At 70.5% G+C, this 25270-nt stretch carries 23 protein-coding genes; 11 read left to right on the top strand and 12 right to left on the bottom strand.

All coding sequences use genetic code 11. The features are described from left to right. The first annotated feature begins 4 nt into the window (after positions 1-4). Positions 5-595 carry a TetR/AcrR family transcriptional regulator gene (locus tag DI276_RS52870; RefSeq protein ID WP_232837433.1) on the top strand — a complete coding sequence of 197 codons (591 nt, stop codon included), beginning with the start codon at positions 5-7 and terminating at the stop codon, positions 593-595. Beyond that, entirely contained in the window at positions 576-1172 is a 597-nt protein-coding gene (locus DI276_RS48170; protein WP_157985399.1) for a DUF6966 domain-containing protein, read from the top strand. Before DI276_RS52870 ends, DI276_RS48170 begins: the two co-directional genes overlap by 20 nt. Here the strand turns inward: DI276_RS48170 and DI276_RS48165 are convergent, their stop codons facing one another. From DI276_RS48165 to DI276_RS48155, 3 genes are all read right to left on the bottom strand, one after another. Beyond that, positions 1173-1679 carry a hypothetical protein gene (locus tag DI276_RS48165; RefSeq protein ID WP_112276979.1) on the bottom strand — a complete coding sequence of 169 codons (507 nt, stop codon included), beginning with the start codon at positions 1677-1679 and terminating at the stop codon, positions 1173-1175. Continuing rightward, the gene (locus tag DI276_RS48160; protein WP_112276977.1) at positions 1669-2436 is read right to left on the bottom strand and encodes a thermonuclease family protein; all 768 of its coding nucleotides are present in this window, start codon (positions 2434-2436) and stop codon (positions 1669-1671) included. The genes DI276_RS48165 and DI276_RS48160 overlap by 11 nt, the downstream gene beginning before the upstream one ends. Positions 2437-2670: 234 nt before the next feature. Further along, on the bottom strand, positions 2671-4281 hold the full coding sequence (locus DI276_RS48155) for a M28 family peptidase (RefSeq protein ID WP_232837432.1): 1611 nt from the start codon (positions 4279-4281) through the stop codon (positions 2671-2673). A 201-nt stretch (positions 4282-4482) separates the two neighbouring features. On the opposite strand from DI276_RS48155, the gene DI276_RS48150 reads away from it, so the two are divergent. From DI276_RS48150 to DI276_RS48140, 3 genes are read left to right on the top strand one after another with little or no spacing between them, the layout of a single operon-like run. After that, entirely contained in the window at positions 4483-5025 is a 543-nt protein-coding gene (locus DI276_RS48150; RefSeq protein WP_112276975.1) for a VanZ family protein, read from the top strand. Positions 5026-5035: 10 nt separating this feature from the next. Then, positions 5036-5695 carry a response regulator transcription factor gene (locus tag DI276_RS48145; RefSeq protein WP_112276974.1) on the top strand — a complete coding sequence of 220 codons (660 nt, stop codon included), beginning with the start codon at positions 5036-5038 and terminating at the stop codon, positions 5693-5695. After that, positions 5692-6774, top strand: a complete 1083-nt coding sequence (locus DI276_RS48140) for a sensor histidine kinase (protein WP_232837431.1) — start codon at positions 5692-5694, stop codon at positions 6772-6774. Before DI276_RS48145 ends, DI276_RS48140 begins: the two co-directional genes overlap by 4 nt. Here DI276_RS48140 and galK read toward each other — a convergent pair. Next, positions 6734-7837, bottom strand: coding sequence for a galactokinase (gene galK / locus DI276_RS48135; RefSeq protein WP_112276971.1), 1104 nt, complete (start codon positions 7835-7837; stop codon positions 6734-6736). The two genes, DI276_RS48140 and galK, sit on opposite strands and share 41 nt — an antisense overlap. A gap of 179 nt (positions 7838-8016) precedes the next feature. Here galK and DI276_RS48130 point away from each other — a divergent pair, with 179 nt between their 5' ends. The 3 genes from DI276_RS48130 to DI276_RS48120 all read left to right on the top strand — a co-directional run bounded on the left by DI276_RS48130 (position 8017) and on the right by DI276_RS48120 (position 11106). Beyond that, a complete protein-coding gene (locus DI276_RS48130; protein ID WP_112276969.1) occupies positions 8017-9159 on the top strand; it encodes a sensor histidine kinase in 1143 nt (380 codons plus the stop codon). After that, positions 9156-9782 (top strand): response regulator transcription factor, encoded by a 627-nt coding sequence (locus DI276_RS48125; RefSeq protein WP_112276967.1) that lies wholly within the window; start codon positions 9156-9158, stop codon positions 9780-9782. Before DI276_RS48130 ends, DI276_RS48125 begins: the two co-directional genes overlap by 4 nt. 115 nt (positions 9783-9897) lie before the next feature. Next, positions 9898-11106: a glycosyltransferase 87 family protein gene (locus DI276_RS48120; protein ID WP_112276965.1), complete on the top strand. Its 1209-nt coding sequence runs from the start codon at positions 9898-9900 to the stop codon at positions 11104-11106. On the opposite strand, the gene DI276_RS48115 is transcribed toward DI276_RS48120, so the two are convergent. From DI276_RS48115 to DI276_RS48100, 4 genes are all read right to left on the bottom strand, one after another. After that, positions 10995-12224, bottom strand: coding sequence for a glycosyltransferase 87 family protein (locus DI276_RS48115; protein WP_112276963.1), 1230 nt, complete (start codon positions 12222-12224; stop codon positions 10995-10997). The two genes, DI276_RS48120 and DI276_RS48115, sit on opposite strands and share 112 nt — an antisense overlap. Next, the gene (locus DI276_RS48110) at positions 12221-13417 is read right to left on the bottom strand and encodes a glycosyltransferase 87 family protein (protein ID WP_232837430.1); all 1197 of its coding nucleotides are present in this window, start codon (positions 13415-13417) and stop codon (positions 12221-12223) included. The genes DI276_RS48115 and DI276_RS48110 overlap by 4 nt, the downstream gene beginning before the upstream one ends. Next, positions 13410-14939, bottom strand: a complete 1530-nt coding sequence (gene mptB / locus DI276_RS48105; protein ID WP_157985398.1) for a polyprenol phosphomannose-dependent alpha 1,6 mannosyltransferase MptB — start codon at positions 14937-14939, stop codon at positions 13410-13412. Before mptB ends, DI276_RS48110 begins: the two co-directional genes overlap by 8 nt. 443 nt (positions 14940-15382) lie before the next feature. Continuing rightward, positions 15383-16240, bottom strand: a complete 858-nt coding sequence (locus DI276_RS48100) for an NYN domain-containing protein (RefSeq protein WP_112276957.1) — start codon at positions 16238-16240, stop codon at positions 15383-15385. A gap of 60 nt (positions 16241-16300) precedes the next feature. On the opposite strand from DI276_RS48100, the gene DI276_RS48095 reads away from it, so the two are divergent. Next, positions 16301-16864 carry a hypothetical protein gene (locus DI276_RS48095; protein WP_112276955.1) on the top strand — a complete coding sequence of 188 codons (564 nt, stop codon included), beginning with the start codon at positions 16301-16303 and terminating at the stop codon, positions 16862-16864. Here DI276_RS48095 and DI276_RS48090 read toward each other — a convergent pair. The 4 genes from DI276_RS48090 to DI276_RS48075 form a co-directional block, all read right to left on the bottom strand. Next, positions 16861-19944: a PA14 domain-containing protein gene (locus DI276_RS48090; protein WP_112276953.1), complete on the bottom strand. Its 3084-nt coding sequence runs from the start codon at positions 19942-19944 to the stop codon at positions 16861-16863. The two genes, DI276_RS48095 and DI276_RS48090, sit on opposite strands and share 4 nt — an antisense overlap. A gap of 194 nt (positions 19945-20138) precedes the next feature. Then, a complete protein-coding gene (locus DI276_RS48085; protein WP_112276951.1) occupies positions 20139-20402 on the bottom strand; it encodes a DUF6510 family protein in 264 nt (87 codons plus the stop codon). Positions 20403-20415: 13 nt separating this feature from the next. After that, complete coding sequence (locus DI276_RS48080) at positions 20416-21150, bottom strand: ferredoxin reductase (RefSeq protein WP_112276949.1); 735 nt, start codon at positions 21148-21150, stop codon at positions 20416-20418. Continuing rightward, on the bottom strand, positions 21120-21719 hold the full coding sequence (locus DI276_RS48075; RefSeq protein ID WP_112276947.1) for a sulfite oxidase-like oxidoreductase: 600 nt from the start codon (positions 21717-21719) through the stop codon (positions 21120-21122). The genes DI276_RS48080 and DI276_RS48075 overlap by 31 nt, the downstream gene beginning before the upstream one ends. Positions 21720-21816: 97 nt before the next feature. Between DI276_RS48075 and DI276_RS48070 the strand changes: the two genes are divergently transcribed. Together DI276_RS48070 and DI276_RS48065 are read left to right on the top strand one after the other, a co-directional pair. Then, a complete protein-coding gene (locus tag DI276_RS48070) occupies positions 21817-24528 on the top strand; it encodes an AfsR/SARP family transcriptional regulator (RefSeq protein ID WP_232837429.1) in 2712 nt (903 codons plus the stop codon). Next, positions 24525-25270: crotonase/enoyl-CoA hydratase family protein (locus tag DI276_RS48065; RefSeq protein WP_112276943.1), on the top strand; the 746-nt coding region annotated here is incomplete at its 3' end. The genes DI276_RS48070 and DI276_RS48065, both read left to right, overlap by 4 nt.

Genomic DNA, 25270 nt, shown 5'->3' with positions numbered 1-25270 from the left:
GGACGTGGAACCTGTCGCGCTGCCGCTGGGCCAACCCCGCGAGGAGCGGGCCGACGCCGCGCGCAACCGCGCCCACCTGATCGACGTCGCCCGGCAGATGGTCGCCGAGCTGGGCGCCGACAAGGTCACGATGGACGGCCTCGCCGAACGCGCCGGGCTCGGCAAGGGCACGGTGTTCCGCCGCTTCCGCACCCGTGCGGGCATCTTCCTCGCGCTGTTCGACGAGGAGGAAAGGCAGTTCCAGGCGCGGGTGCTGAGCGGCCCGCCACCGTTGGGTCCCGGCGCGCCGGCGGTCGAGCGGCTGGTCGCGTTCGGCCGCGCGCGGCTGGAGTTCCTGATGGAGCACACCGTGTTGGCCCGCGCGGCGCTCGACCCGGGCCAATCGGTCAACGACAGCCCGTCGCTGTTCCACGTGCAGATGCTGCTGAACGAGGCGTGTCCGGACGTGGCGGCCAGCGGCACCCTGGCGTTGCAGCTGGTGGCCGCGCTGGAGGGGCCGATCCTGCTGTACCTGCGCTCCGCAGACGGGCCGGAGCCGGTGGTCGGCAACCTGATCGACAGCTGGCAGGTGCTGGTTGAGCGCGTCTGCGGTTGAGCCGCCGGTGCTGGCCGTCGCCGCGGGCCTGGCCGGCGAGCTGTACGAACGGGCCCTCGTCGCGCTCGTCGACGCCCTCGGTGAGGCCGGCGACGAGCACTGGCAGGCGTGGATGCGCGAAGACGTCGAGCTCTGGCGAACCAGCCGACGCACCGATCACCACCGTCGCGCGTTCGGCGGGATGGGCTCCTTCAACGATCGGTGGATGCTCGGCGACATCTGGGTGGAGACGTCGACAGCCCAACTCGCCCACATCACCGCACTGACGGCTGCGGAACCGCCCGAACGATTCGTCCAGGTGCACGGGATCTTCACCCACGACGTCCGGCTGCACCAACGCCGGTGCTGCGGTCAGGAATTCGTCCGGGCAACGGACCTCACGAACTTGGCTGCCACCGCGTGGGCCAGCTGGGCGATCCCGCGCATGGTCACCGACGGCACCACCACGGCTCGCGAGCCCTACGTGCACTTCGTCGAGCTGCAAGCGCAAGGCGTCGAGCGCTGCACGACCTTCGAGGCGGCGTGCCAGGCCTGCGGTGGCACGCAGTGGACGAACTCCCGAGTGCCGGTCTGGTAGTCAGCTGAGCAACTCGGCCACGTGCACCACCCGGTCGGGCGCCCACGACTCCTGCAGCCCGCCCTGGAACGTCACGCCGACGTCCCCGGACACGGAAACCTCGGCCACCTGAGCGACCGGCCCGATCGAACCGTACAGCCGGACGAGGTCGCCCGGCGCCAACTCGTCCGCGCGCTTCGCCAGCACGTTGCGCGCCACGGAAGCCGGCCGCACCCACGCGATGAACAGCCACCACGCGAAGCCGAACAGCACCGGCGTCGCGAGCACCAGAACCCCTGCGGCAACGGGAAAATCCTGAACCAGCACGGCCGCACCGGCCAGCGCCCACAGCAGACCCGCCAGCGCGGCGACGTGGACCGAGCTCACCGGGTGGTCGCCGACCTGCAGCCAGCCCGTCGTGCGCACCCAGCCGTCGTCGGTCAGGCCGCGTGGTGGCTTGCCGAGCGCCTCGACGGGCGCCGGCTCGGCCGGCTTGCTGAACAGGTCGATGCCGTCCTCAGTCCGCACGACGCCACCTCAGCTGGTTGCGGCCGTTGCGGGCGCAGACCATCTCCTCGCCGTTCGGTGACGTCCGCCGCGCGCCTTCCTTGAAACAGATCTTGCCCAGCCAGATGTCGTCGTCCCACTCGTCATCCGGCGGCGTGGTCGTGACCGGCGGCTTGGGCGGTCGCGGCGCCGTGGTCTCCGTCGTGATTACAGGAGGGGTAGTCGTGGTCGTCGTCGTTGGGGCCGGAGTGGAAGATGAAGTCGTAGTGGACGGCGCCGTTTCGATGCGGGTGCACGCCGCTGCCCAGAGACCGCGGTTTTCTTGCCGGGCAACGGTTTCCACCGCTGCGAGCTCGTCCCGCGACGACGGGTCCGCCGGCGCCATGCCGTCGTGCACGAGGGTCTGGGCGTAGTCGAGCCCGTTCGGCAGCTGCACGTCGACGGCGATCCGATCGCTGTCGGAGTCGACGTCCTTCTTCACGGTGAGCCGCACGGTCTTGCCCCGCAACAGGTTCTGCGCGGTGGCCCGGGACTCCGGCAGCCAGCAGTCCGCGATCCGGCCGACCCCGACGACCCGCGCGTGGAACGGCAGCGCGGTGGCGGGTTCCGTGCCCTCGAACAGGTCCACATCGGACACCGTGTGGACGGTCACCTCGAACGAGTCGCCTCTGTGCACCACACCGCGCCCGGCGTCCGGCACGCTTTGCTGCGGAGCCGGGTCACCGAGGAAGCCCGCTGCCGCGGTGGTGGCCAGCGCGGTGAGGACACCGAGGCACATCACGGCGACCCTCGCGTGCTGGTTCGCGCCCCACCAGAAGCGGCGGACGATTCCTGGACCCGGCAACGTCGACCCCCGGCGCCGTGTTGTGAGCAGTTGTCGAGGCAGTGTTGTCCCGGCCGACTGAGCCGTCAAGAACGAAAACGGTTCAATCTATTTCTGAGCTATCTTTCACGGAAAGCGCTGGTTGTGAACGTGCGCCCGGCCACACGGGCAGGGCGCACGACCAGCGTCTTACGGGTTCAGGTTGAGCGTCCAGGTGTCGATGTTGCCGACGTCGACCGCCGCGAGGTCGCGGACGCGGAGCTTCCACGTGCCGTTGGCGGCCTCACCGGACAGGTTGGCGGTGTAGGTCTGGTTGATGTTGTCGGTGCTGCCGCCGGACCGGTTGTGCAGCGAGTACGACGAGCCGTCCGGTGCGATCAGGGCCACCGTCAGGTCACCGATGTAGGTGTGCCGGATGTTCACCGCCACCGTCGAGGCGGTGGACGGGGTCGCGGAGCACCCGGAGATCACGATGTCGCTGTCCACGGCCGCACCCACGTCCGGAATCGCGACGTCGTTCGGGTTGGTGCCGCTGCAGCTGCCGCCGGGGCCACCGGTGACCGTCAGGGAGTAGGTCGCGGTGTGCGTCACCGTGCCGGTCGCGGTGATCGTGACCGGGTAGGTGCCCGACGGGGTCGACGTCGTGGTGCTGATCGTCAACGCCGAGCTGCCGCCGGTCGTCACGGAGGCCGGGTTGAACGAAGCCGTTGCGCCGGAAGGCAATCCGGACGCCGACAGCTGCACGGACTGTGCCGAGCCGCTGACCGTCTGGGTCTGCACGGTGGCCGACACCGACGAACCCGCCGCCACGGAGCCGGACGTCGGCGACACCGCCACCGAGAAGTCGGCGCCCGGCGTGCCGCTGACCGCCGACGCCCACAGGGTGTAGGCGATGCCGTCGGCCGCGCGGTTGAGATGCGTGTCGCTGATGTTGGCCGTGGTGTCGCAGGACTGGTGGTAGCACGGGTCGAAGGATCTGCCCGCCGTGCCACCCCACTTCGAGGCCTGGGCTGCGGTCTTCTGACGGCTCGCGCCCATCGCGTAGCCGGACGCCGGGATCCCCGCGTTGCTGAAGGACGCGTCGTCGGAACGGCCGACGCCCTCGACGTTCTCCTCCGGTTGCAGGCCCAGGGAGTTCCAGTACGCCTTCATGTGCGTGGACTGGGCGGCGTTGATGTTGTTGATGAAGTAGCCGCCGTTGGTCGACCCGATCATGTCGAAGTTGTGGTAGGTCTTGATCTTCGTGCGCTCGGTGGACGGCAACCGGTTGACGTAGAACTCCGAGCCGTTGAGGCCCTGCTCCTCGTCGGTCCACCAAGCGAAGCGGACCTTGTTGAGCATCGTCGGGTTGGTCCTGGCCAGGACGAGAGCGACCTCCAGCAGCGCTCCGGAGCCCGAGGCGTTGTCGTTGATGCCGGGGCCCGCGGACACGCCGTCGAGGTGGGCGCCGAACATGTAGACGTTGTTCGCGTTGCCACCGGGCCACTCGGCGATCACGTTCGGCCCGGCGCCGGTGCTGCAGCCGGACGTGCAGGGCTGCTCGGTGACGGTGAAGCCCGCCGCCGTGAGCTTGTCCTTCACGTAGGTCACCGACGCCCGGTAGCCGGCCGACGTCGATCGGCGGTTGCCGCCGTTCTGCGTGGCGATGGTCTGGAACTGCGCGAGGTGCTGCTTGACCGCGGCGATGTCGATGTCGGGAGCGGCCAGGACCGTCGTGGGGGCGGCGGCCGCAGGGACGACCATCGCCGCCGCGACGACCAGTGTCGTCAACGCGGTGGAGAGCAGGGATCTTCTTCGCACCGTTGGGCTCCTTCGCAGGGTATGCAGGGTCAGGCCAACGTAGCTGCGTCGAGGATGGCTCACATCGGGTCGTTCGGATGGTTGTCCTCACGGTTGACAGCTGCATTTAGTCAACACTGAAGCTATAGAGCCAGTTGCATATCGCGGGCATATCGAAAAGCTCATACGACCCTGCAACGGCCGCCCCTCTTGAGTGGAGGCATGCTCAACGACTGGCACGACTGGGTCGGCACCTACACCGGCGTCGCGGCCCTGATGGTGCTCTCCCTGCCGGTGGCGCTGCTGATCGCGGTGATCCTGGGTTGGCGCCGCAAGGGCACCGCGCACCGCTGGCGGAGGTCGTTCGCCGAGGTCGGCATGGTCCACGGAACGGTGCCGTGGGTGTGGATGACCCTGTTGCCGGGCAACGAACCCGGCAAGCACGGCGTGCTGAGCCTGGTGCCGTTCGCCGACCTGGTGTCGATGGACGAGGGCCAGATCATCGGCAACCTGCTGATCTTCGCGGCGCTCGGCTTCTTCGTCCCGCTGCGGTTCGCGCAACTGGCATCGCTGGGACGGGTGCTGGCGCTCGCGGCGAGCTGTTCTCTCCTGGTCGAGGTCGCGCAGTACGTCCTGCTGCTGGACCGGGTGTCCTCTGTGGACGACGTGCTGCTCAACACCGCCGGAGCCGGGCTGGCGTCGATGTTGTCGTACCACTGGTGGCGCACGCCGGAGAATACGGTGCCGATATACCGCGTTGTCTAGTCTGCCGGGCATGCGCGTGCTGATCGTCGAGGACGAGCCCTACCTGGCCGAAGCCGTCCGGGACGGGCTCCGGCTGGCAGCGATCGCGGCCGACGTCGCGGGTGACGGTGACACCGCACTGGAGCTGCTCAGCGTCAACTCCTACGACCTCGCGGTGCTCGACCGCGACATCCCCGGCCCGTCCGGTGACGAGGTCGCCCGCCGCATCGTCGCCTCCGGCAGCGGCATGCCGATCCTGATGCTCACGGCGGCCGACCGGATCGACGACAAGGCCTCGGGGTTCGAGCTCGGCGCCGACGACTACCTGACCAAACCGTTCGAGCTGCGCGAACTGGTGCTGCGCCTGCGTGCCCTCGACCGCAGGCGCGCGCACGCCCGGCCGCCGGTCCGCGAGCTCGCCGGGCTGCGACTGGACCCGTTCCGCCGCGAGGTCTTCCGCGACGAGCGCTACGTCGCGCTGACCCGCAAGCAGTTCGCCGTGCTCGAGGTCCTGGTCGCGGCCGAGGGCGGTGTCGTCAGCGCCGAGGAGCTGCTGGAGCGGGCCTGGGACGAGAACGCCGACCCGTTCACCAACGCCGTCCGGATCACCGTGTCGGCGCTGCGCAAACGGCTCGGCGAACCGTGGATCATCGCCACGGTGCCGGGCGTCGGCTACCGGATCGACACGTGAGCGCCCGCCTCAAGCTCACGCTCAGCTACGCCGGCCTCGTGCTGCTCACCGGCGCCGTGCTGCTGGCTGTGGTCTGGATGTACCTGCTGCGCTTCGTGCCCGACAACGACCAAGGCCTGCTCGGCGTCTCCCCCAACCTGTACCTGCTGTCCCGCACCTTCGCCCCACCCGCCGCCATCGCACTCGCCGGGCTGACCGTGGTCGGCCTCGCAGGAGGCTGGTTCCTGGCCGGCCGGATGCTCTCGCCACTCACCCGGATCGCCGACGTGGCACGCCAAGCAGCAAACGGCGAGCTGTCCCAGCGGGTCCGGCTGGAAGGCCGCACGGACGAGTTCCGCGAGCTGGCCGACGTCTTCGACACGATGCTCGAACAGCTCGAGTCGCACGTCGCCGAACACCAGCGGTTCGCCGCCAACGCCTCGCACGAGCTGCGCACCCCGCTCGCGATCACGCAGTCGCTGCTCGACGTGGCCCGCGAGGAACCGACGCGCGAGCTCATCGAGCGCCTGCACGTGGTGAACAGCAGGGCGATCGACCTCACCGAGGCACTCCTGCTGCTCAGCCGCAGCGACCGCAGGAGCTTCACCCGCGCGCAGGTCGACCTGTCGCTGCTCGCCGAGGAAGCCGCCGAGACGCTGCTGCCGTTCGCCGAACAGCGCGGGATCACGCTCGACGTCACCGGTGCGACGGCCTGGACCCCCGGCTCCGCGGAACTGTTGCTGCGCATGGTGACGAACCTCGTCCAGAACGCGATCGTGCACAACGAACCGGCCGGCCGCATCACCGTGCACACCGAACAGCAGCACCAGGCGAGCGTGCTGCGGGTCGAGAACACGGGTCAGCCGCTCACGAACGACCTCGTGCCGACCTTGACCGAGCCGTTCCACCGCGGCGCCGGGCGGACCCGCGCCGACGAGCACGCCGGGGCCGGCCTCGGACTCGCCATCGTGGCCAGCGTCGTCCGGGCCCACGACGGGGCTCTGGATCTCGCGCCTCGCCCAGGCGGCGGTCTTGTCGTCACGGTCCGACTGCCCGGAGTCACAAGTCCCGGCCGGCTCCTGCCGACGGCGTCGCGGTGAACATCCGCGGCGGCCGGAAACCACGCGCGGCAAAGGCTTCCAGCACCGCACGTTCGACGTCCGCGCGGATCTCCGCCGGCACGAGCGCGATCGCCGAGCCGCCGAACCCGCCGCCGATCATGCGCGCACCCAGCGCACCGGCCTGCTCGGCGGCCGCCGCGGCGACGTCGAGCTCGGTGCACGACACCCGGTAGTCGTCCCGCAGGCTGGCGTGCGAGGCGCTCAGCAGCGGCCCGATCTCCGCGTACCGGTCTTCCCGAAGCAGCGCAACGGTTTCCAGCACCCGCGCGTTCTCGGAGAGCACGTGCCGGACGAGCGGCTGCAACCGTTCCGGCAGACCGTCCGCGTCGGCCAAGTCCCGCACCGCGGCAACACCCCGCAGCCGCGCGGCCTCCTCGCAGCCGGCCCGGCGCTCGCCATACCCCGACGAGACCAGGGAGTGGCTCACCTGAGTGTCGATCACGAGCACTTCCAGGCCGTGCCGGGCCGCGTCGAACGGCACCTGCTCCTGCCGCCCCGACCGCACGTCCAGGAACAGCACGTGGGCCGACGTGCAGCACAGCGACGCGGTCTGGTCGAGCAGTCCGGTCGGCGCGCCCACGAAGTCGTTCTCGGCCTGCTGCACCCACTTCGCCACGTCGCTCGTGGACGCGTCGACCTCCGCCAGACCGAGCAGCGCCAGCGCGGTGGCGACCTCCAGCGAGTGCGACGACGACAGCCCGGCCCCGTGCGGCACGTCCCCGGTGATCACCAGGTCCGCGCCGCCGCCGATCCCCTGCTGCCGCAACACCCACGCGACCCCGGCTGGATACGCCGTCCAGCCCCGCACCTGCCCCGGCTCCAGGTCGGCGAGGTGCAGCGGCGCGGCCGTCACCGTCTCGCCGTCCACCACGGTCGTCAGCGTGAGCACACCGTCCTGGCGTGCTGTCGCGGCCACCCGAGTCCGCTGCGGGATCGCGAACGGCAGCACGAACCCGTCGTTGTAGTCGGTGTGCTCGCCGATGAGGTTCACCCGGCCCGGCGCCGACCACACCCCGGAGTTGTTCGATCCTGTTGAGTTCATGCCACCCGATCCCAGCTTGCCGCGACACTGCTGACGGGGAGGATGACGGACAACCGCCGGAAAGACAATGTTGACTCTTGATGGAAAACGTTGAGTAGCGTTTCACCTGGCCAACTGGACAGGCCCCTCGGCCGGAAGGTGGAGAGCAGGCACCACCCGTTGCTCCTACGATCGCGATCATGCCTGGCTATCGCCGACACTGGATCGTCGCCGCGTTGATCATCGCCGTGTTCGCGGTCCAGGTCGTGTTCACCGCGCCGCCCCGGGGCCAGGAGTGGACGACGCTGGGGCTGATCGCGGTCGTCGTCGCAGCAGCAGCGTTCGCCCACCACCACGTGATCGCGACAGTCTCCGCGTGCCTGGCGAGCCTCGCTGTCACGATGCGGGCTCCCGACCCCTGGGAAGCGTCGCGGCACCACCGATCCGGGCTCGCCGAGCTGATGCGGCTCGACCAGATGCCGCTGACCGCGTCCGAAGCCGTCGCTCTCGCCGCGCTGATCGTCGTGCTGGTGTGGACAGCGCCCCCGGCGACCGCCGCGATCTGCACCGCCGCTCTCCTGGCCACCAGCGTGTTCACCGCGTACGTCCGGACGGTCCAGTACCTCTACCCCATCGCCGTGCCGAGCGTCGTGCTCGTGGCCCTCACGGCGGCAGGCGTCGGGTACCTGCTGCGGATGCGCGACCGCACGCAGGCCCAACTCGCCGCCGCGGCCGAGGAACGCGCGCGGCGGGAGGAGCGGCTGGACATGGCGCGGGAGCTGCACGACGTCGTGGCCCACCACGTCACCGGCATGCTGGTGCAGGCGCAGGCCGCCGTCGTGGTGTCCGAAGGGGACAAAGATGCGGCGTGTGGAATGTTGCCGGGCATAGTGAACGGCGGCACGGACGCGTTGGGGGCGATGCGGGCGATGGTGCGGGCGTTGCGCGACGCCGAGGCCACGCAGGGCACGAGCGACCTCTCCGCAGACCTCAGGGAACTGGTGGAGAAGTCAGGACTGCCGGTGAAGACGAACATCGAGCTGCCGCAGGACGTGCGGCCGGAACTGGGAAGATCGGTTTTGCGACTGGTGCAGGAAGCGCTGACGAACACGCGCAAACACGCGCACGACGCCACGAGCGTGGAGGTCGACGTGCGGCTGACCGCGACCGCCGTGCTGCTGTCCGTTGTGGACAACGGCACCGCGAGGCCGGCGCACTCGGGCGGGTTCGGGCTGGTGGGCATGCGGGAACGGGTGAGCGAGCTGGGCGGCCGCTTCTTCGCCGGTGCCACCGGCGAGGGCTGGCTCGTGACGGCCGAGCTGCCGCTGGCGGTGCGTGCGTGATCTCCGTGCTGATCGCCGAGGACCAGGACATGGTCCGGACGGGCTTCCGGCTGATTCTCGAAGCCCACCAGGACATCACCGTCGTCGCGGACGTGGCCGACGGCATCAGCGCGGTCGAACGGGCCCGTGCGCTGAGTCCGGACGTGTGCCTGGTGGACGTGCGGATGCCGGGACTGGACGGTCTGGAGGTCACCCGGCAGCTCGCCCCGCACACCCGCGTCGTCGTGGTCACCACGTTCGACACCGACGAAGTCCTGCACAAGGCACTGGACAACGGCGCGTGCGGGTTCCTCACCAAGGACGCCAGCCCGGCGCTGCTCGTGGAGGCCGTGCGGTCCGCATCTCGCGGTGACGTGCTGGTCTCCCCCTCCGTCGTGCTGCGGGTGCTGGGTCGCAGTGCCCCGCAGGTGCCGGACACCGACGCCGGTCTGCTCACCGACCGCGAGCTCGACGTCGTGCGGCAGGTCTCGCGCGGACTGAGCAACTCCGAGATCGCCGCCGAGCTGCAGGTCTCGGTGTCGTCGATCAAGTCCTATCTCGCGTCGGTGCAGGCGAAGATCGGTGCGCGCAACCGCGTGGAGGTCGTCGCCTGGGCGTTCCGCGCCCACGTGGTGTCCGGCTGACCCCGGCCGAACGGCTGAGGAGCACCACCGCCGCTGGCTGACGGGCCAGCGGCTGCCGGCCGTCGAGCCGATCCGGCGCCCCCTCCCGACCAGCACTCTCGTCCACATCGGACAGATGGACGAGAGGTCAACGGTGTTGGGTCAGCTGCGTTCTCCCGTGCTGTATCTCGGTTTCGCCGGGTTCGCGGTCGTGACCGCGATGTCGTCGGAGTTCCACGGTTATCGCGTGTGGGGCGCGTTCGCCGCGGTCGCCTACCTGGTGGCCGTGGTGTGCCGCGACCGGCTGGCGGTCTGGGCGGCACTCGGCCTCGGCTGTGCCGCCCCGCTCGCCGTGCTGATCTTCAACCGGAACGCCGCGGCTGAGGACTTCACCAACGCGCCGTGGAACTGGAGCGCGCAGCCGGACGTGTGGGTGATCGAACGCTCGGCCCGGCTCCTGCTCGCCCACGGCACGCCGTACGTGGACGTGACAGCGCTCGGCCGGGCGCCGGACGCGCACGACTACACCCCGTACGGACCGCTCATGACCGTGTTCGGCCTGCCCGGGGCGTTGTTCGGCGACGCACCGCTCACCGACGCGCGGATCATGTTCGCCCTCGTCGCGGTGGCGGCCGTGGTGCTGAGCCTGCGGTTGCTGGGGTGGCCGCGCATTCCCGTGCTCGCCGCTCAACTCGCCGCGGTGAGCCCGCTGACGTTGCTGACCATGACGACCTCCGGCGAGGACGTGGCGATCATCGCGCTGATCGCCCTCACCGCGACGCTGGTGATCACCAAGCGGCACGGGTGGGCGGTGGTCGTGGCGGCGGTGGTGGTCAGCATGAAGCTCATCGCGTTGCCCGCGATCGTCGTGCTCGTCTTCTTCATGTTGGCGCGCAAGCACATCGCGTTGTTCGCCGCGATGCTCGCCTGCTGCAACCTGCCCGTGCTGCTGGTCGATCCGGATGCGTTCGTCGAGCACGCCATCCGCTTCCCCACGGGCTGCGCGCAGGTCACGTCACCGGCGTCCAGCCCGTTCCCCGGTCACCTGATCGCCGAACTGGGCCCCGCCGGGCACGTCGCCGCGCTCACGTTGCTGATCGCGGCAGGTCTGGCCACGCTGGCGTGGCTGCTCGCCCGCCGGCCCGCCACCGCCGCGGACGCGTTCTGGCGGGTGGTCGTCGGCATGGGCGCGGCGATAATGCTGATGCCGGCCAGCCGGTTCGGTTACCTCGTCTATCCGACGGCGTTCATCGGCTTGCTGGTGTTCTTCGCCTCCGTCGAGCGGGCGGCGCCTTTGAGCGCGACCGCGACGACGACCAGGGTGACCAGCGCGAACGCCGGGTAGGCCCAGCCGATCGCGGACAGCCAGCCCGGCCGGCTGATCGTCCAGATCGTCGGCTGCCGGTTCAGCTGGAACGCGATCACGTCCCAGAACATGACCGGCACCCACAGCACCAGCAACGTGTTGCGCGCCCACGGCGCGATCCGCGCGTGCACCAGCCAGATCAGCAGCGGCGCGACCCACACCCAGTGGTGATCCCAGGAGATCGGCGAGAGCAGCAGCCCGAGGAACTGCACCGACAGCACGCCGATCAGCGCGTCGCTCGCCCGCACCGCGGCCCGCAGCGCGAACAGCGCCAGCACCACCGACACGACCGCCGCGATCACCCACGGCCAGGACATGCCCACGTCGTAGCCGAACGTGCGGGACAACGCGCCGCGCAGGGACTGGTTGTGCGCGGTGGCGATCGGGCCCACCCGGTCCGCCGCGCCCAGCAGCTCGAACCAGTACTTCTTGGACTGGTCGAAGTCCACCAGGAAGCCGAGGCCGACGCTCGCGAAGAACGCGGCGATCGACCACGCCGCGGCCCCCCACCTGCGGTTGGCCAGGAAGTACAGGCCGGAGATCGCGGGGACCAGCTTCACGCCGGCCGTCAGACCGATCCCGGCGCCCGCGACCCGGTCGTCACGCGCCACCATCGCGGCCAGCACGATCGCCACCAGCACGAGGTTGATCTGGCCGAACTCGAAGGTGTGGTAGATCGGCATCATCCACAGCAGCACCGCGGTCCACAGGATCGCGCGCCGCCGCCACAGCTTCGCGTCGGCCGTCCAGCCCTCGCCCGCGACCAGCCGCAGCGCCACCCGCACGATCCAGTACAGGCACAGCACGGACAGCAGGCGGAAGCTCCACTGCGCGAGGCCCCAGAACATCCACGTCATCGGCAGGAACACCAGCGCGCCGAACGGCGGGTAGGTGAACGGCAGCGGGAAGTCCGGCGGCGAGTGCGGCGAGAACACCTGGTACAGGTCGCCGTCGAGCACGTGCGGGGCGAGCGCCCAGTACACGTACAGGTCGATCGTCTCGTTGCCGAACCCGGTGACGATGGTCCACGTGCGGATCGCCATCGAGATCACGAGCAGCAACGGGGCGATCGCGAGCAACCGCCGTTCCAACCTCACAGCGGTACTCCCGAGCGTTCCCTCGTCCGGAGGAGATGCGGCGTCGCCGCGAGCGTGGCCAGGCCGAGCACCGGGTACACCCAGCCCAGCACAGCCAGCGGCCACGGCCGCGGAATCTCCCAGATGGACGGTTGTTGGTCGATCAAGAACGTGATGACGTCGGTGAGCGTCACGAGCAGCCACGCCCCGGCGAGCGCCAGCCGGGCGGGATGCTTTGCGCCGTAAGCCATCCAGAGCACGGCCGGGATGACCCACAGCCAGTGGTGGCTCCACGAGATCGGCGAGATCAGCAGCCCGAACATCTGCACGGCGACCACGGTGGCCAGCGTGTCGCCGGCCTTCACCGCGGCGCGCACGGCGAACCACGTCAGTGCGGCGGACACCGCGACGGCGGCCAGCCACGGCCACGACATCTCGACGTCGTAGCCGAACGAGCGGGACAACGCGCCGCGCAGCGACTGGTTGATCGCCGAGCCCACCGGCCCGACCCGGTCGGCTGCGCCGAGCAGCTCGAACCAGTAGCGCCAGGAGTCCGAGGCCGACACGAGGAACCCGAGCGCCACGGTGATCAGGAAGCCGATGACCGACCACGCCGCCGCGACGAACCTGCGGGTGGCCAGGAAGTACAGCACGGAGATGCCCGGCGTCAGCTTCAGGCCGATGCCCGCACCGATCCCGAGTCCGGCCACGACCTGCCGGGTCGCCACCATCGCCGCGAACACGCCGGCGACCAGCGGCAGGTTGATCTGGCCGAAGTCGAGGGTCTTGCGCACCGGCTCGAACCACAGCGCCACCGCGGTCCACAGCAACGCCCGGCGCTGCCACGTGCCGTCGTAGGGCTGCTCGGCCTTGGCGGCCAGCAGCTTCAGCGCGGTGCGCACCAGCCACCACAGGCAGACCACCGACAGGACCTGCCAGAGGATGCGCGCGACGATCCACGGCAACGCCGACACCGGCAGGAACACCATCGCCGCGAACGGCGGATAGGTGAACGGCAGCGGGAAGTCGGCCGTGAACGGCATGTTGATGTCGTAGAGCTGGTCGCTCAGCACGTTCGGAGCGAGGCTCCAGTACACCTTGAGGTCGATCATCCCCCAGTTCGCCGGATTTCCCAGCGACCAGGCATAAATGCCGAGCGAGAGGCACAGCAGCAGCGGCGCGAACCTCAGCACGCGGTGCTCGAGATCACGCACCAGTTCCTCCGACGACCTTCGAAGCCTCGGCGGTCTGGGCGACGGGCTCGGGCTGGAGCTGCGGTTGTGGCTGGAGCAGCGACCGGGCGACCCACACGCCGACCGCCGCGGTGGCGGCCAGGTACGGCCACCACACCCAGGGGTTCATGGCGTCGTAGGTCCAGCGCCAGACGATCGTGCCGTCGGGCAGCGTGATCAGCACCATCCAGACCGAGATACCGGCCAGGACGGCGACGCCCTGCTTCTTCCACGCGAACGCCGCGGCCAGTGCCAGGCCCCAGGTGAAGTACCAGGGCAGCGTGGACGGCGCGAGCAGGCACGCGCCGAGCAGGGCGATGGTCGCGCGCTTGACCGCGTCCACCCCGCCCTCCCTGGCGAGCCACCACTGCCGGACGAGGAACGCGGCGAGCGCGACGAGCCCGGCGGCGCGGAAGAAGCCGAGGAAGCCCTCGCGGGTCCAGCCGGGCACGTGGGTGCCGATCGAGTAGAAGAGGATCTCCGCCGCCATGCAGGGCAGCGACAACCAGGTGAGCAACGGGGTCTGCGACTTCAGCACGCCGATCCAGCCGAGGTCGACGCCCGCGAGCACGGTGGCCGCGGAGAAGGCGAGCACGAAGACCGCACCGCCCGTCCCGGCGGCCACCAGGAAGCGCTGCCGGGCCGACCCGGTCAGCCGCGCGGCCCACACCCACACGAGGAACGGCGCGACCAGGAATGCCGTCGCCTTGACGGCGGTCGCGAGCGCGATGAACGCGAATCCTCGTGCATGTTTGCGGTCCAGCACGAATACCACGCCGACGGCCATCAACCCGACCATCAGGATGTCGTTGTGCACGCCGCCGACGCCCAGCGCGAGCACCAGCGGGTTTGCGACCGTGAGCCACAACGCGATGTTGGTGCGCCCGCCCAGGTGCTTGCACAGGCGCGGAATCGCCCAGACGAGCAGGGCCAGCCCGGCGAGCACGGCGAGGCGCATGACGATCGCGCCGACAATGACGTTGTCGCCGGTCAGGAAGACCGTCACCTTGCCGAGCAGCAGGAACACCGGCCCGTACGGCGACGGCGTCTCCTGCCACAGGCCCGCCACGTTGCCCCGCAGCGGCAGGTCGAGGACGGACGCGCCCTCCTGGTACGGGTCGAAGCCGCGCAAGGCGACCGCACCCTGCGCGAGGTAGCTGTAGACGTCCCGGCTGTACAGCGGCGGGGCGATGATCAGCGGCGCGGTCCACACGGCCGTGGCCAGGGCGACCACGCGGCCACCGGCCTCACCCGTGAGCACCATGCGGCCGAGCCGCACCCACGACAGCACCATGAGGCCCAGGCCGGCGAACAGCACCATGAACGCCAGGTCGTGGCCGTGGCCGTACCTGATCGCGTTCAGGACCGTGCCGCTCAGCAGCGGGTCTCGTCGCACGATGGCGCCGGCTCCCAGGCCACCGACCGTGAGCATCGTCGCGCCGGCCACGCCTGGCCACAGGATTCGCCGCGGAATTCGCCGGAGCAGTCCCAGCCATCCGTTCACAACCGGATCCACCCTCTTGAAAGCCTCTTGAACGCGCCCTTCATCCCCCGCGGCGCGCGCGTGTCCTTCACCAAAGCGGGGTCACCGCAAAACGAATTCACCGGAACCGGCTCCTTCGATGCAATCAGACGTCCTGACCTTTGCCAGGAAGACGCACCAGCAGGAACTGCTCACAGTCCCACTGATACTACTGCAGATCTTATTGCGGGGTCGCGAGGGCCCGCCGAACGGCACCCGCTTCCGCGTCGAGCAGATGGCGGACCCAGGTCACCTGATCGGCGTCGTTTCGAAATCCCGCCGCCCCGCAAGCCTGGGAAAACGTGCAGGTGGCAGTGGAAAGTCTCCTGGAAGGCCGCCTCGCCGCCAGCCAGGAAGACGGTGCCGCGGATGAGAGCGCTGAAGCGGCCACGATGTCGCAGACGACACACCCTCCGTGTTGGTCCCTATGACCGCCTGACCTCGTCCAACCGGACCAGCTGCGCCCGCGGGTACTTCCGGCCGGGCATCGGCACGGGCGACCCGGTGAACGACACCGGTGTCCCCGCCAGCAACAGCGTCAGCCCGTCCGGCAGGTCGTCGCGCGACACGAACCACGACCCGCCACGGCTGTCGGTGATGAACCCGTGCGACTCGCCGGAGCGCCAGGTGGCGACGGTGCCCTTGCGCCGGCCGCGCGGCGCGCCCACGGGAGAGGCGACGGCCTGCGAGGACCGCACGAACGGGCTGCGCAACGGGTATTCCGGCAGGTCGGCAGGCGCGAAGAGCGCGTCGAAGCCAGGGGTGAACGGTGTGGCGGCCCGCAACGGCGCGGCGGTGCGCGGGGTCCAGGACGGTGCCCGATCGGTCGTCCGCACGTCGACCACGGGCACGACGACGTGCACGCCCCGTGCGGTGAGCCTGGTCACGAGCGGTGCGAAGTCGGCGTCGCCGGTGAGCAGGACCACCCACTGCAGCGGCACGGTGGTGGCGCGGTCCCAGGCCTCGAGCGCGAGCAGGACGTCGACGCCCTTCTCCTTGCCGCCGTGCAGCGGCAGGTCGTGGCGGGTGATGCCGGCGGCGGTCAGCGCGGCGTCGAAGGACGCGGCCGGGGTGTCGATGCGGCCGCGGACGTAGTGCGCCTCGGCGACCACGCAGTCGTCGAGCGGGCGGCCGGTCTCGGTGTGGACGAACCAGCGGACGGCGTCGTGCAGCCCGTCCAGCGAGATCCGCGCGGCCCGCTCGTGCGCGGTCGCGTAGAAGTCGCTGAGGTAGGCGAACCAGGTGCCGTCGTAGAACACCCCAATGCGGACGATCTTGCCCATCGGGGCGACCTTACCTCGTAGGCTGAGGCGACCGTGTGATCAACTCGAGCGAGGACCTCCGTGCAACCGTTCCTCCAGCAACTCCCAGCGCTGCTCGGCGTGCTGCTGGGTGCCGCCGCGACCTTCACCGCGACCTCCGCGGCGGAACGAGCGAGGTGGCGCAGGGCACAGGCGGTCCGCTGGGACGAGAAGCGGCTCACCGCCTACTCCGAGTACGCGCACGCGATGAAGAAGCTGATCTCCATCTCCGTGCAGCTCGCCTCGACGCGCGGCGTCCACCCCGACACCAGCACGGTCACCCCGGACAAGGACGTGCCCACGACGGCGGCGGCCGAGGAGGAGCGCACCTCCAAGTGGGAGGCGGTGCTCCTGCTCGGCAGCGGTGACGTCATCGTCGCGGCCCGCGGCTGGCACAACGCGGTGTTCCGGCTGCAGCGCATCGCCGCGGGCCTCGCGGAGGAGTCCTGGGCGGAGGCCGTCCAGGCGGTCAGCCACGCCCGGCGCGACTTCTACCAGGCCGCGAAGTCCGACCTCGGCATCGCGATCGGCGACGACCCCGCGAGCTACGAGTGGCAGCTCGCGAAGCTCGTCCCCGCCGAACCAAAGAAGCAGCTCGAGAACTAACCCACGCTGACGTCCGCGATGGCACCGCGCCAGAAGTCGACGTTCTGGCCGCCGAACTTGGCCCGTCCCACCGCGAGCGCCCCGGTGCTCGCGATCGCCGGCCCGGCCGGTGCCGTCGCGACCAGCACGCCGTCGACGTAGAGCCGGATCTCGTCGCCCGCCCGCTCGCCCTTGAGCTGGTACCAGCGGCCCAGTTCCGGCGTGATCTCGTAGCGGGCCCGGTTGCCGCCCGGCGTGCTGAACGCGAACGCGCCCTGCCCGTACTGCAGGTAGAACGGGTTCTCCCGCTCCCTGCCGTCCTGGCTCACCGCGGTGGCGTAGTTGCCGGGCAGCTCGTCGAGCCGCACCCGTGCGGACACCGTGTAGTCGCCGGTCGTGTCGACGACCGGGCCGTACGAGTCCGCGGAGCCGCCTGTCAGCTCCAGCGCGCCGTTCGCCCACTTCGCGCCGGTCGGGCTGAGCGTCAGCGGGTTGCCGCCGCCGCTCGAGTCCCTGGCCACCACTCCCCTGCGCTCGTCGAGCTTCCACTCGCCGCGTCCCGCGTACGGGTACGGCTGACCGGACCGGGCGCCCGCCTCGATCACCCGCCGGTTGATCTCGCGGACCGGGCCGGGGTCGACCTTGATCCGCTTGCGGTCGTAGGTCCAGAACCCGTTGAGCTCGTTCTCCAGGTCGGTGACCTGCGTGTAGACCGACGCCGACAGCTCGTCGCGCGCCTGCCCCAGGTAGAACGTGCGGGTGTTGTCGACGTACTTCGCCGTCAGCGCCGCCTTGTCCGCCACGCCGCTGTAGATGTTCGCGGGCGCACCCGGCCACTGGTGCCCCGGCGTTCGCAGGGTGAAGCCGCCGTGCTCGCCGTCCATGACCACGCGCTTGCCGTCCGGGCGTGGCGGGTCGGTGTTGTTGTAGTCGTGGTGGTCGATGACGTCACCCCTGCCCGAGTCGCCCTTGGAGGCACAGCAGTTCACGCCGCTGTGCGCGCTGACGATCCGGCTCGGGTCGGCCGCCTTGACGTCGTCGGTGATCTGGCCGGTGACGGTGCGGTCCCACTCGCCCCAGCCCTCGTTGAACACGATCCACGCGAAGATCGACGGCGAGTTGTGCAGCTGCGCCATCATCTCGCGGTTCTCGTTGAGGAACGCCTGTTGCGCGGTCGGGCTGTTGCCGTCCTCGACGGACACGAAGTCCTGCCACACCAGCAGTCCCAGCCGGTCCGCGTGGTAGTACCAGCGGGCGGGCTCGCCCTTGATGTGCTTGCGGACCGAGTTGAAGCCGAGGTCCTTCTGCGCCTTCAGGTCGAACACCAGCGCGTCGTCGCTGGGCGCGGTGTTCAGGCCGTCCGGGAAGAAACCCTGGTCCAGCATCATGAGGTTGAAGATCGGTTTGCCGTTGAGCGTGAGCTTCTTCTGCCCACCCACGTCCGCGATCCCGGTGGATCGCATGCCGAAGTAGCTCTTCACCCGGTCGCTGCCGAGCCTGATCTCCAGCTGGTAGAGGTACGGGTCGTCCGGCGTCCACAGGTGCGGGTCGGGCACGGGCAGCTTCAGCTTTTCGTTGGCAGCACCGGTGATCACGCCGACCTGCTTGCCCTTCGCGTCCTTCGCGATCGCCGTGACCTGGGCGGTGCCGGCGGACTTGACGGTCAGCGCCAGCGCGTTGGCGGCGAGGTCCGGCGTCATCTTGACGTCGTCGATTCCCTTGTCCGGCACGGGTTCCAGCCACACGGTCTGCCAGATCCCGGACGACGGCGTGTAGAAGATGCCACTGGGGTTGCGCGACTGCTTGCCCTTCGGCTGGTGCGGGCCGGTCGTGTCGGTGACCGCGACGACGATCTCCTGCTCACCGCGTTTCAGAGCGTCGGTGATGTCCGCGCTGAACGCCGTGTAGCCGCCGGAGTGCTCGGCCACCAGCTTGCCGTTCACCCACACCTTGGCCTCGTGGTCGACCGCGCCGAAGTTGAGCTTCACCCGCTGCCCTGACCAGTCGCGCGGCACGGTCACCGTGCGGCGGTAGAACATGTGGTCCTCGTGCCGCTCCAGTCCGGACAGCTGCGACTCGATCGGGAACGGCACGATCACCCGTTCTGGCAGCCGCTGCCCGAACTTCGGCTGCTCCCCCGCCTTCGCGCCGGCGAACTCCCACGGACCGTTGAGGTTCAGCCACTTCGCGCGTTCCAGCTGCGGCCTCGGGTACTCCGGCAAGGGGTTGCGCGGGTCGACCTGCTCGCCCCACGGCGTCTTGAGGCGCTGTGTGGACTCGTTGGTCACCGTTCGCGCGGTCTTCTCCACCTTCTCGCCACCCACCGTGAGCTGTCCGGCGCCGTCGTAGAACAACCGGACCCGTTGGCTCTTCAGCACTTTCTCGCTCAACCGTACCGTGAGGCGGTTGCCCCTCGCAGTGATCGCGCCGACCGGCATCGCCGTCGCGTCCACGTCGATCCTGAGGTGCGCCTTCAGGTCCGCGACGTTCGTGACGCGGCCGTCGAACTCGGCCGTCAGCACGCGGCCGTCCTGGTTGATCTGCGCTGTCCGCGGCACGACCTGGAAGTCCGCGGGAGGCGTGAAGGCCGACTCCGGCACGATCTGCTTCGGCGTTCCGGGTGCGGACCAGCGCAGGAACATGTTGGCACCACCGGTGTCCTGGAACATCTCCAGCCGGAAGTCGTACTGGCGCCCGGCGGTCAACGACACCGGCGCGCTGGTCTGCTCGCGGTCCCAGTCGCCCACCCAGTGGTCGATCACGGGTTTGTCGTCGACGAACAACCGGAAACCGTTGTCCCCGATGGCGTGGAACGTGTAGTCGCCGGTCCGCGGCACCGCGACGCGCCCGGTCCAGCGCGCCGTCGTGTGTTCGGTGCGGCCCGCCAGGAAGCCGAACACCGAGGTCAGGTCCGGGTGGTTCACCTCGGCGTCGAGCACGGTGCCGGCGAGGGTCGCGAAGTCCCGCGCGCCCGGTGCCGACATGCTGAAGTACTCGCCCTTCAGGCCGTGCACGGGCTCGGCTGCGCCTGCGGGTGGCGTGCCGGGTGCGACGCCCAGCGCCAGCAGCAGCGCGACGAGTGCGGGGGCGGCTTTTCTCATCGGCGAGGTCCCCTTCGTTTTTACAACGTTGTAAGAGCGCTCCCATCTATCCAGGCACAGCCTCCAAAGGCCCGGCTACGGCCAATCGGAGGTATCGGGCATGTCAAACAGGACAGAATCCCGCGCACCGTGAGAGCGCGCCCACGGATCACGCGGCCTTGATCTCGGTGCACGTCATGCGCGCGCTTCCCAGGTCAGGCCTGCAGCGGGATCTCCAGGCTCACCGTGCCGCGCAGGTCCAGCCACGCCCTCCCAGGCGCCCGCACCAGCCGCAACACGACCTCCTCGCAGTGCGGGCACCGCGCCACGACCCCAGGCGCGTTCTGGTACACCCGCAACGAAGCCACCGACCCGCGATACCCGCACCCGGCGCACTGCCCGGTCGCCACCGTCAGGTCCACCGCGAAGATCTCCCGCAGATCGCCCGCGAGCGCGTTGCCGTCGACGTGGTCGCTCATCGGTGCTCTCCTGTCAGCCAAAACGCTCGGTGCGGACGCGGCGAGGATCGTGTCCGAGCGCCACGAGGATGTCGGACACCGTCTCGACGAACCCGGTCGGCCCGCAGACAAAGCACTGCGGGTTGAACTCGGCGGGCCAGGCGTGCGTGTTCAAGGTGGCCACACCCAGCCGGCCCGGCGGCTCCGGAGAACCTTCCGGAGCTTGCCGGGTGTAGACCAGCCGCACGTCCAGGCCTGCGTCCTCGCGAGCCCGCCGCACCAGTTCGTCGGCGAACATCACGTCATCGGGCGTCCGCACGGAGTAGACCAACCGGAACGGCACCCGGCTCCCCTCCGCGGCGCGCACGCGGATCATGGACATCAACGGCGCGATGCCGGATCCGCCCGCCACCAGCGTCACCGGCGCCTGATCGGATGCACGCCACACGAACCAGCCACCGACCGGCCCGCGCAGTTCGATCTGCGCGCCCACGGGGAGCACGTCGCACAGGTACGGCGAGACCTCGCCGTCCTCGACCCGTTGCACGGCGAGCTCCACCCGGTCGGACCCCGAGGCGATGGAGTAGCTGCGCTGCACCGAGTAGCCGTCCTCGGCGGTGAGCCGCACGTCGACGTGCTGGCCCGGCAGGTGGCCAGGCCAGTCGGGCACGTCGAACACCAGGCTGCGCGCGCTCTTCGTGAGGTCGGCAGCGGCGGCCAGGGTGGCCACCCGCCAGGTCAGTCGCCCTGATACCGCTGCTCGCGCCATGGGTCTCCGTAGTCGTGGTAGCCGGCGGTTTCCCAGAAGCCGGGTTCGTCCTCGAGCAGCAGCTGGATCCCGCGCACCCACTTGGCCGACTTCCAGAAGTACAGGTGCGGCACCAGCAACCGAGCCGGGCCGCCGTGCTCGGGCGTGATGTCATCGTCGTCGTAGCGGTAGGCGATCCAGGCCTGCCCGTCGAGCAGGTCCTCCAGCGGCAGGTTGGTCGTGTAGCCGCCGTAGGACTGCACCAGCGCGAAGTCCGCCGCCGTCTCGACCTCCTCCAGCAGCACGTCCAGCGAGACGCCCTTCCACCTGGTGCCCAGCTTGGACCACTTGGTCACGCAGTGGATGTCGGTGGTGATCTTCTCCGCCGGCAGCTCGATCAGCTGCTGCCACGACCACGTGTACTTCTGCCCGGCCTCGGTGTTGACGGTGAGCTCCCACCGGTCCGTCGGCACGCGCGGCGTCGGGCCCGCGGTGAGGACCGGGAAGTCCTCGGTGAGGTACTGCCCCGGCGGCAGCTGGACGTCCGCCGACTGACGCCGCCCGCTGAAGCCGGGAGAGACGATGGCCATGCCGTGCAGTACACCGCACAAGCCACGAACATGCACGTGTGCCGCGGAACATGTCGATACGCTCGTTCGGGGACGAGGGAGGACGACACTGCTGCGCTTGCTCGGGGAAGTCGCCGTCGACGGTCTGCCCGTGAATCTCGGACATCCCAAACAGCGATGCCTGATCGCCGCGCTCGCGGTCGACACGGGGCGGGTGGTGCCGGCGGACCGGCTGCTGGAGCGGGTGTGGGGTGCGGACGCGCCCCGGCGGTCCACGCTGCACAGCTACGTGTCGCGGCTGCGGCAAGCGTTGGCCGGTGTGGACGACCTGACGATCGAGCACCGGTCCGGCGGCTACGCGCTGATGGGCGACGCCGTGGACCTCGTGCGGTTCCGCTCGTTGTGCGCCTGGGCGCGGACCGGACCCGACGCCGACAGGTTGCTGACCGAGGCGCTTTCGCTGTGGCAGGCCGAAGCGCTGGCGGGCGTGCCGGGCGAGTGGGCGGAAGCCGAGCGCGCCCGCCTGGAGCTGGAACGGCTGGCGGCCCAGCACGACCTCGTCGACGCCCGGCTGCGGCTCGGCCACGGCGGCCGGCTGGTCGTCGAGCTGTCCGCCCGCGCCGCCGAGCACCCGCTGGACGAGCGGGTCGCCGGCCAGTGCCTGCTGGCGCTGCACCAGGCCGGGCGCACCGCCGATGCGCTGGAGCGCTACCGGCAGGTGCGGGACCGGCTGGTGGCGGAGTTCGGCACCGAACCGGGTCCTGCGTTGCGCGAACTGCACCAGCGGCTGCTCGCCGAGCCGCTTCCGGCCGCAGAGCTTCTGGTGTCAGCCGAACCTCGGGCAGCCTCCGATCCTCTGGCAACCGCCGGCTCCCACCCTCCGGTGCCTCGCCAGCTGCCGGCCGCGCCGGTGCCGTTCGTCGGCCGTCACGCGGAACTGGACGTCCTCGGCGCCGGCGGCACCGTGCTGATCTCCGCGGTCGCCGGATCGGGCGGCATCGGCAAGACCTGGCTCGCGCTGCACTGGGCCCACCGGCACGCCGCCCGCTACCCCGACGGCCAGCTGTTCGTCGACCTGCGCGGCTTCTCCCCCGACACCGCACCGCTCGACCCCGGCACGGTGCTGCGCGGGTTCCTCGACGCGCTGGGCGTGGCCGACGACAAGACCCCGCCCGACACCGAGGCACGGGCAGCGCTGTTCCGCAGCCTGGTGGCCGACCGGCGAATGCTGGTCGTGCTCGACAACGCCGCCACCGCCGACCAGGTCGTGCCGCTGCTCCCCGGCACCGGCACGTGCACCGTGCTCGTCACCAGCCGCCGCGTCCTCACCGGCCTGGTCACCCGGCACAGCGCCCGCCACGTCGACCTCGACCTGCTGTCCGACGCCGAGGCCCACGCGCTGCTCGAACACCGGCTCGGCATGCCCCGGCTGGCCGCCGAACCGGACGCGGTCACGACGTTGCTGGGCTACTGCCGCAGATTCCCGCTGGCGCTGGGAATCCTGGCCGGACGCGCGGCCACCCAGCCGCACCTCCCGCTCGCCGAACTCGCCGCGGAGGTCCGGGAGTTCGGCGTCGACGCCCTGGACGACGACGACCCGGCCGCCAGCCTGCCCGCGGTGCTGGCCACCTCGTACCAGGCGCTCAGCGTTGCGCAGCAACGGGTGTTCGGGCAGCTGGGCATCGCACCCGGCCCGGACATCAGCGTCTCCGCGGCCGCCAGCCTCACCGGATTGCCCACGGCACGCGCGGCGCGGTTGTTGCGTGCACTGCAGGAGGCGTCGCTGCTGCAGCGGACTCCGGACGGCCGGTACGCCATGCACGACCTGATCCGGAGCTACGCCGCCACTACGGCTCCCGACGACACGGCGCTGGCACGGATCGTGGACTTCTACCTGCACACCGCGTACGCCGCCGAGCGCCTGCTCAACCCAGGTCGGCCGCCGATCGAGCTGGATCCGCCCGCACCGCACGTCCAGCCGCACCCGTTGCCGGACCTCCCGGCCGCGGTGGCCTGGCTGACGACCGAGCACACCTGCCTGCTGGCCACCCAGCACGTCGCCGCCCACCACCTCGTGTGGCAGCTGGCGTGGGTCCTGACCACCTTCCACGACCGGCGCGGACACCGGCACGAGGAGGTCGCCGTGTGGCAGGCCGCCGTGGACAGCGGCGGCCTGCCGGATTCCGCCGCCCGCTGCCGTGCGCACCGCAGTCTCGGCTCCGCGCACGCCCGGCTCGGACAGTCCGAAGAGGCCGTCACGCAGTTCCAGCACGCGCTCGCCCTGGCCGAAGCCGACGGCGACCTCCTGCAGCAGGCCCACACCCACGTCGCCACGGCGTGGGCGTTCGAGATGTGGGGCGACGACCGGCAGGGGCTGGAACACGCCCAGCACTGCCTCCCGCTCTACCGCGCCCTCGGCGAACCGGCGTGGGAAGCGCTGACGCTCAACGGGATCGGGTGGCTGGCCGCGCGCCTCGGCGAGTACGACACCGCCCGCCGCCACTGCGAGGAAGCCCTCGTCCTGAACCGCCGCCACAGCGACGCCCAGGGCCAAGCGACCACTTTGGACAGTCTGGGCTACATCGCGCACCACACCGGCGACCACCGCCAGGCCGTCGACACCTACCGCCAGGCCCTCGCCCTGTACCGGGAAGCCGGCAACGTCGTCGAGGCCGCCAACACCCTCGACCGCATCGGTCACCCGCACGCCGCCCTCGGCGAACGGGACCAGGCCAGGTCTGCCTGGCAGGAGGCGCTGGAGCTCTACCTGCAGCAGGGCAGGGACAGCGACGCCGCACGGGTCCGGGCACAACTCGCGGAGGACACATGAACGACGTACGGGTCGAGATCACCGGCACCACCACGGTGATCTGGCTGGATCGCCCGGACCGGCGCAACGCGGTCGACGGCCCGATGGCGCGCGAGCTGCGCGACGCCTTCCTCGCGTTCGAGGCGGACGACAGCCAACGCGTGGCGGTGCTGGCCGGCGCGGGCGGCACGTTCTGCGCCGGCGCCGACCTCACCTCCGTCGGGGATCCCGCCCGCCGCAACGAGCTCGACCCCACCGGAGCCGGCGCCGGACCGATGGGGCCGAGCAGGTTGCAGCTGAGCAAGCCGTTGATCGCGGCCGTGAGCGGCTACGCGGTCGCGGGCGGCCTCGAACTGGCGTTGCTCGCCGACCTGCGCGTGGTCGAGAGCGACGCGGTGTTCGGCGTGTTCTGCCGGCGCTGGGGCGTGCCGTTGATCGACGGCGGAACCGTTCGCCTGCCGCGGATCGTGGGCCTGGGGCGGGCGCTGGACCTGATCCTCACCGGCCGCCCCGTCCAGGCCGACGAGGCGCTGGCGATCGGCCTGGCCAACCGCGTGGTCGAACCAGGCCAGGCGGTCCCGGCGGCGCTGGAGCTGGCCGCGCAGATCGCCGCGTTCCCGTTCGAGTGCGTGCTCGCGGACCGGGCGTCGACCTACGCGGGCCTCGACCTGCCACTCGCCGAAGCGCTGCGGGCGGAAGGTGCCGCCGGAGCGCCGGTCGTGGCACGGGAGGGCGCAGCCGGCGCCGCCCGGTTCACGGGCGG

The organism is Lentzea terrae, assembly GCF_003265345.1.
Lineage (GTDB): Bacteria > Actinomycetota > Actinomycetes > Mycobacteriales > Pseudonocardiaceae > Lentzea > Lentzea terrae.
The sequence above is the reverse complement of the archived record's forward strand: the minus strand, read 5'-3'. Positions and strand labels throughout refer to the sequence as shown.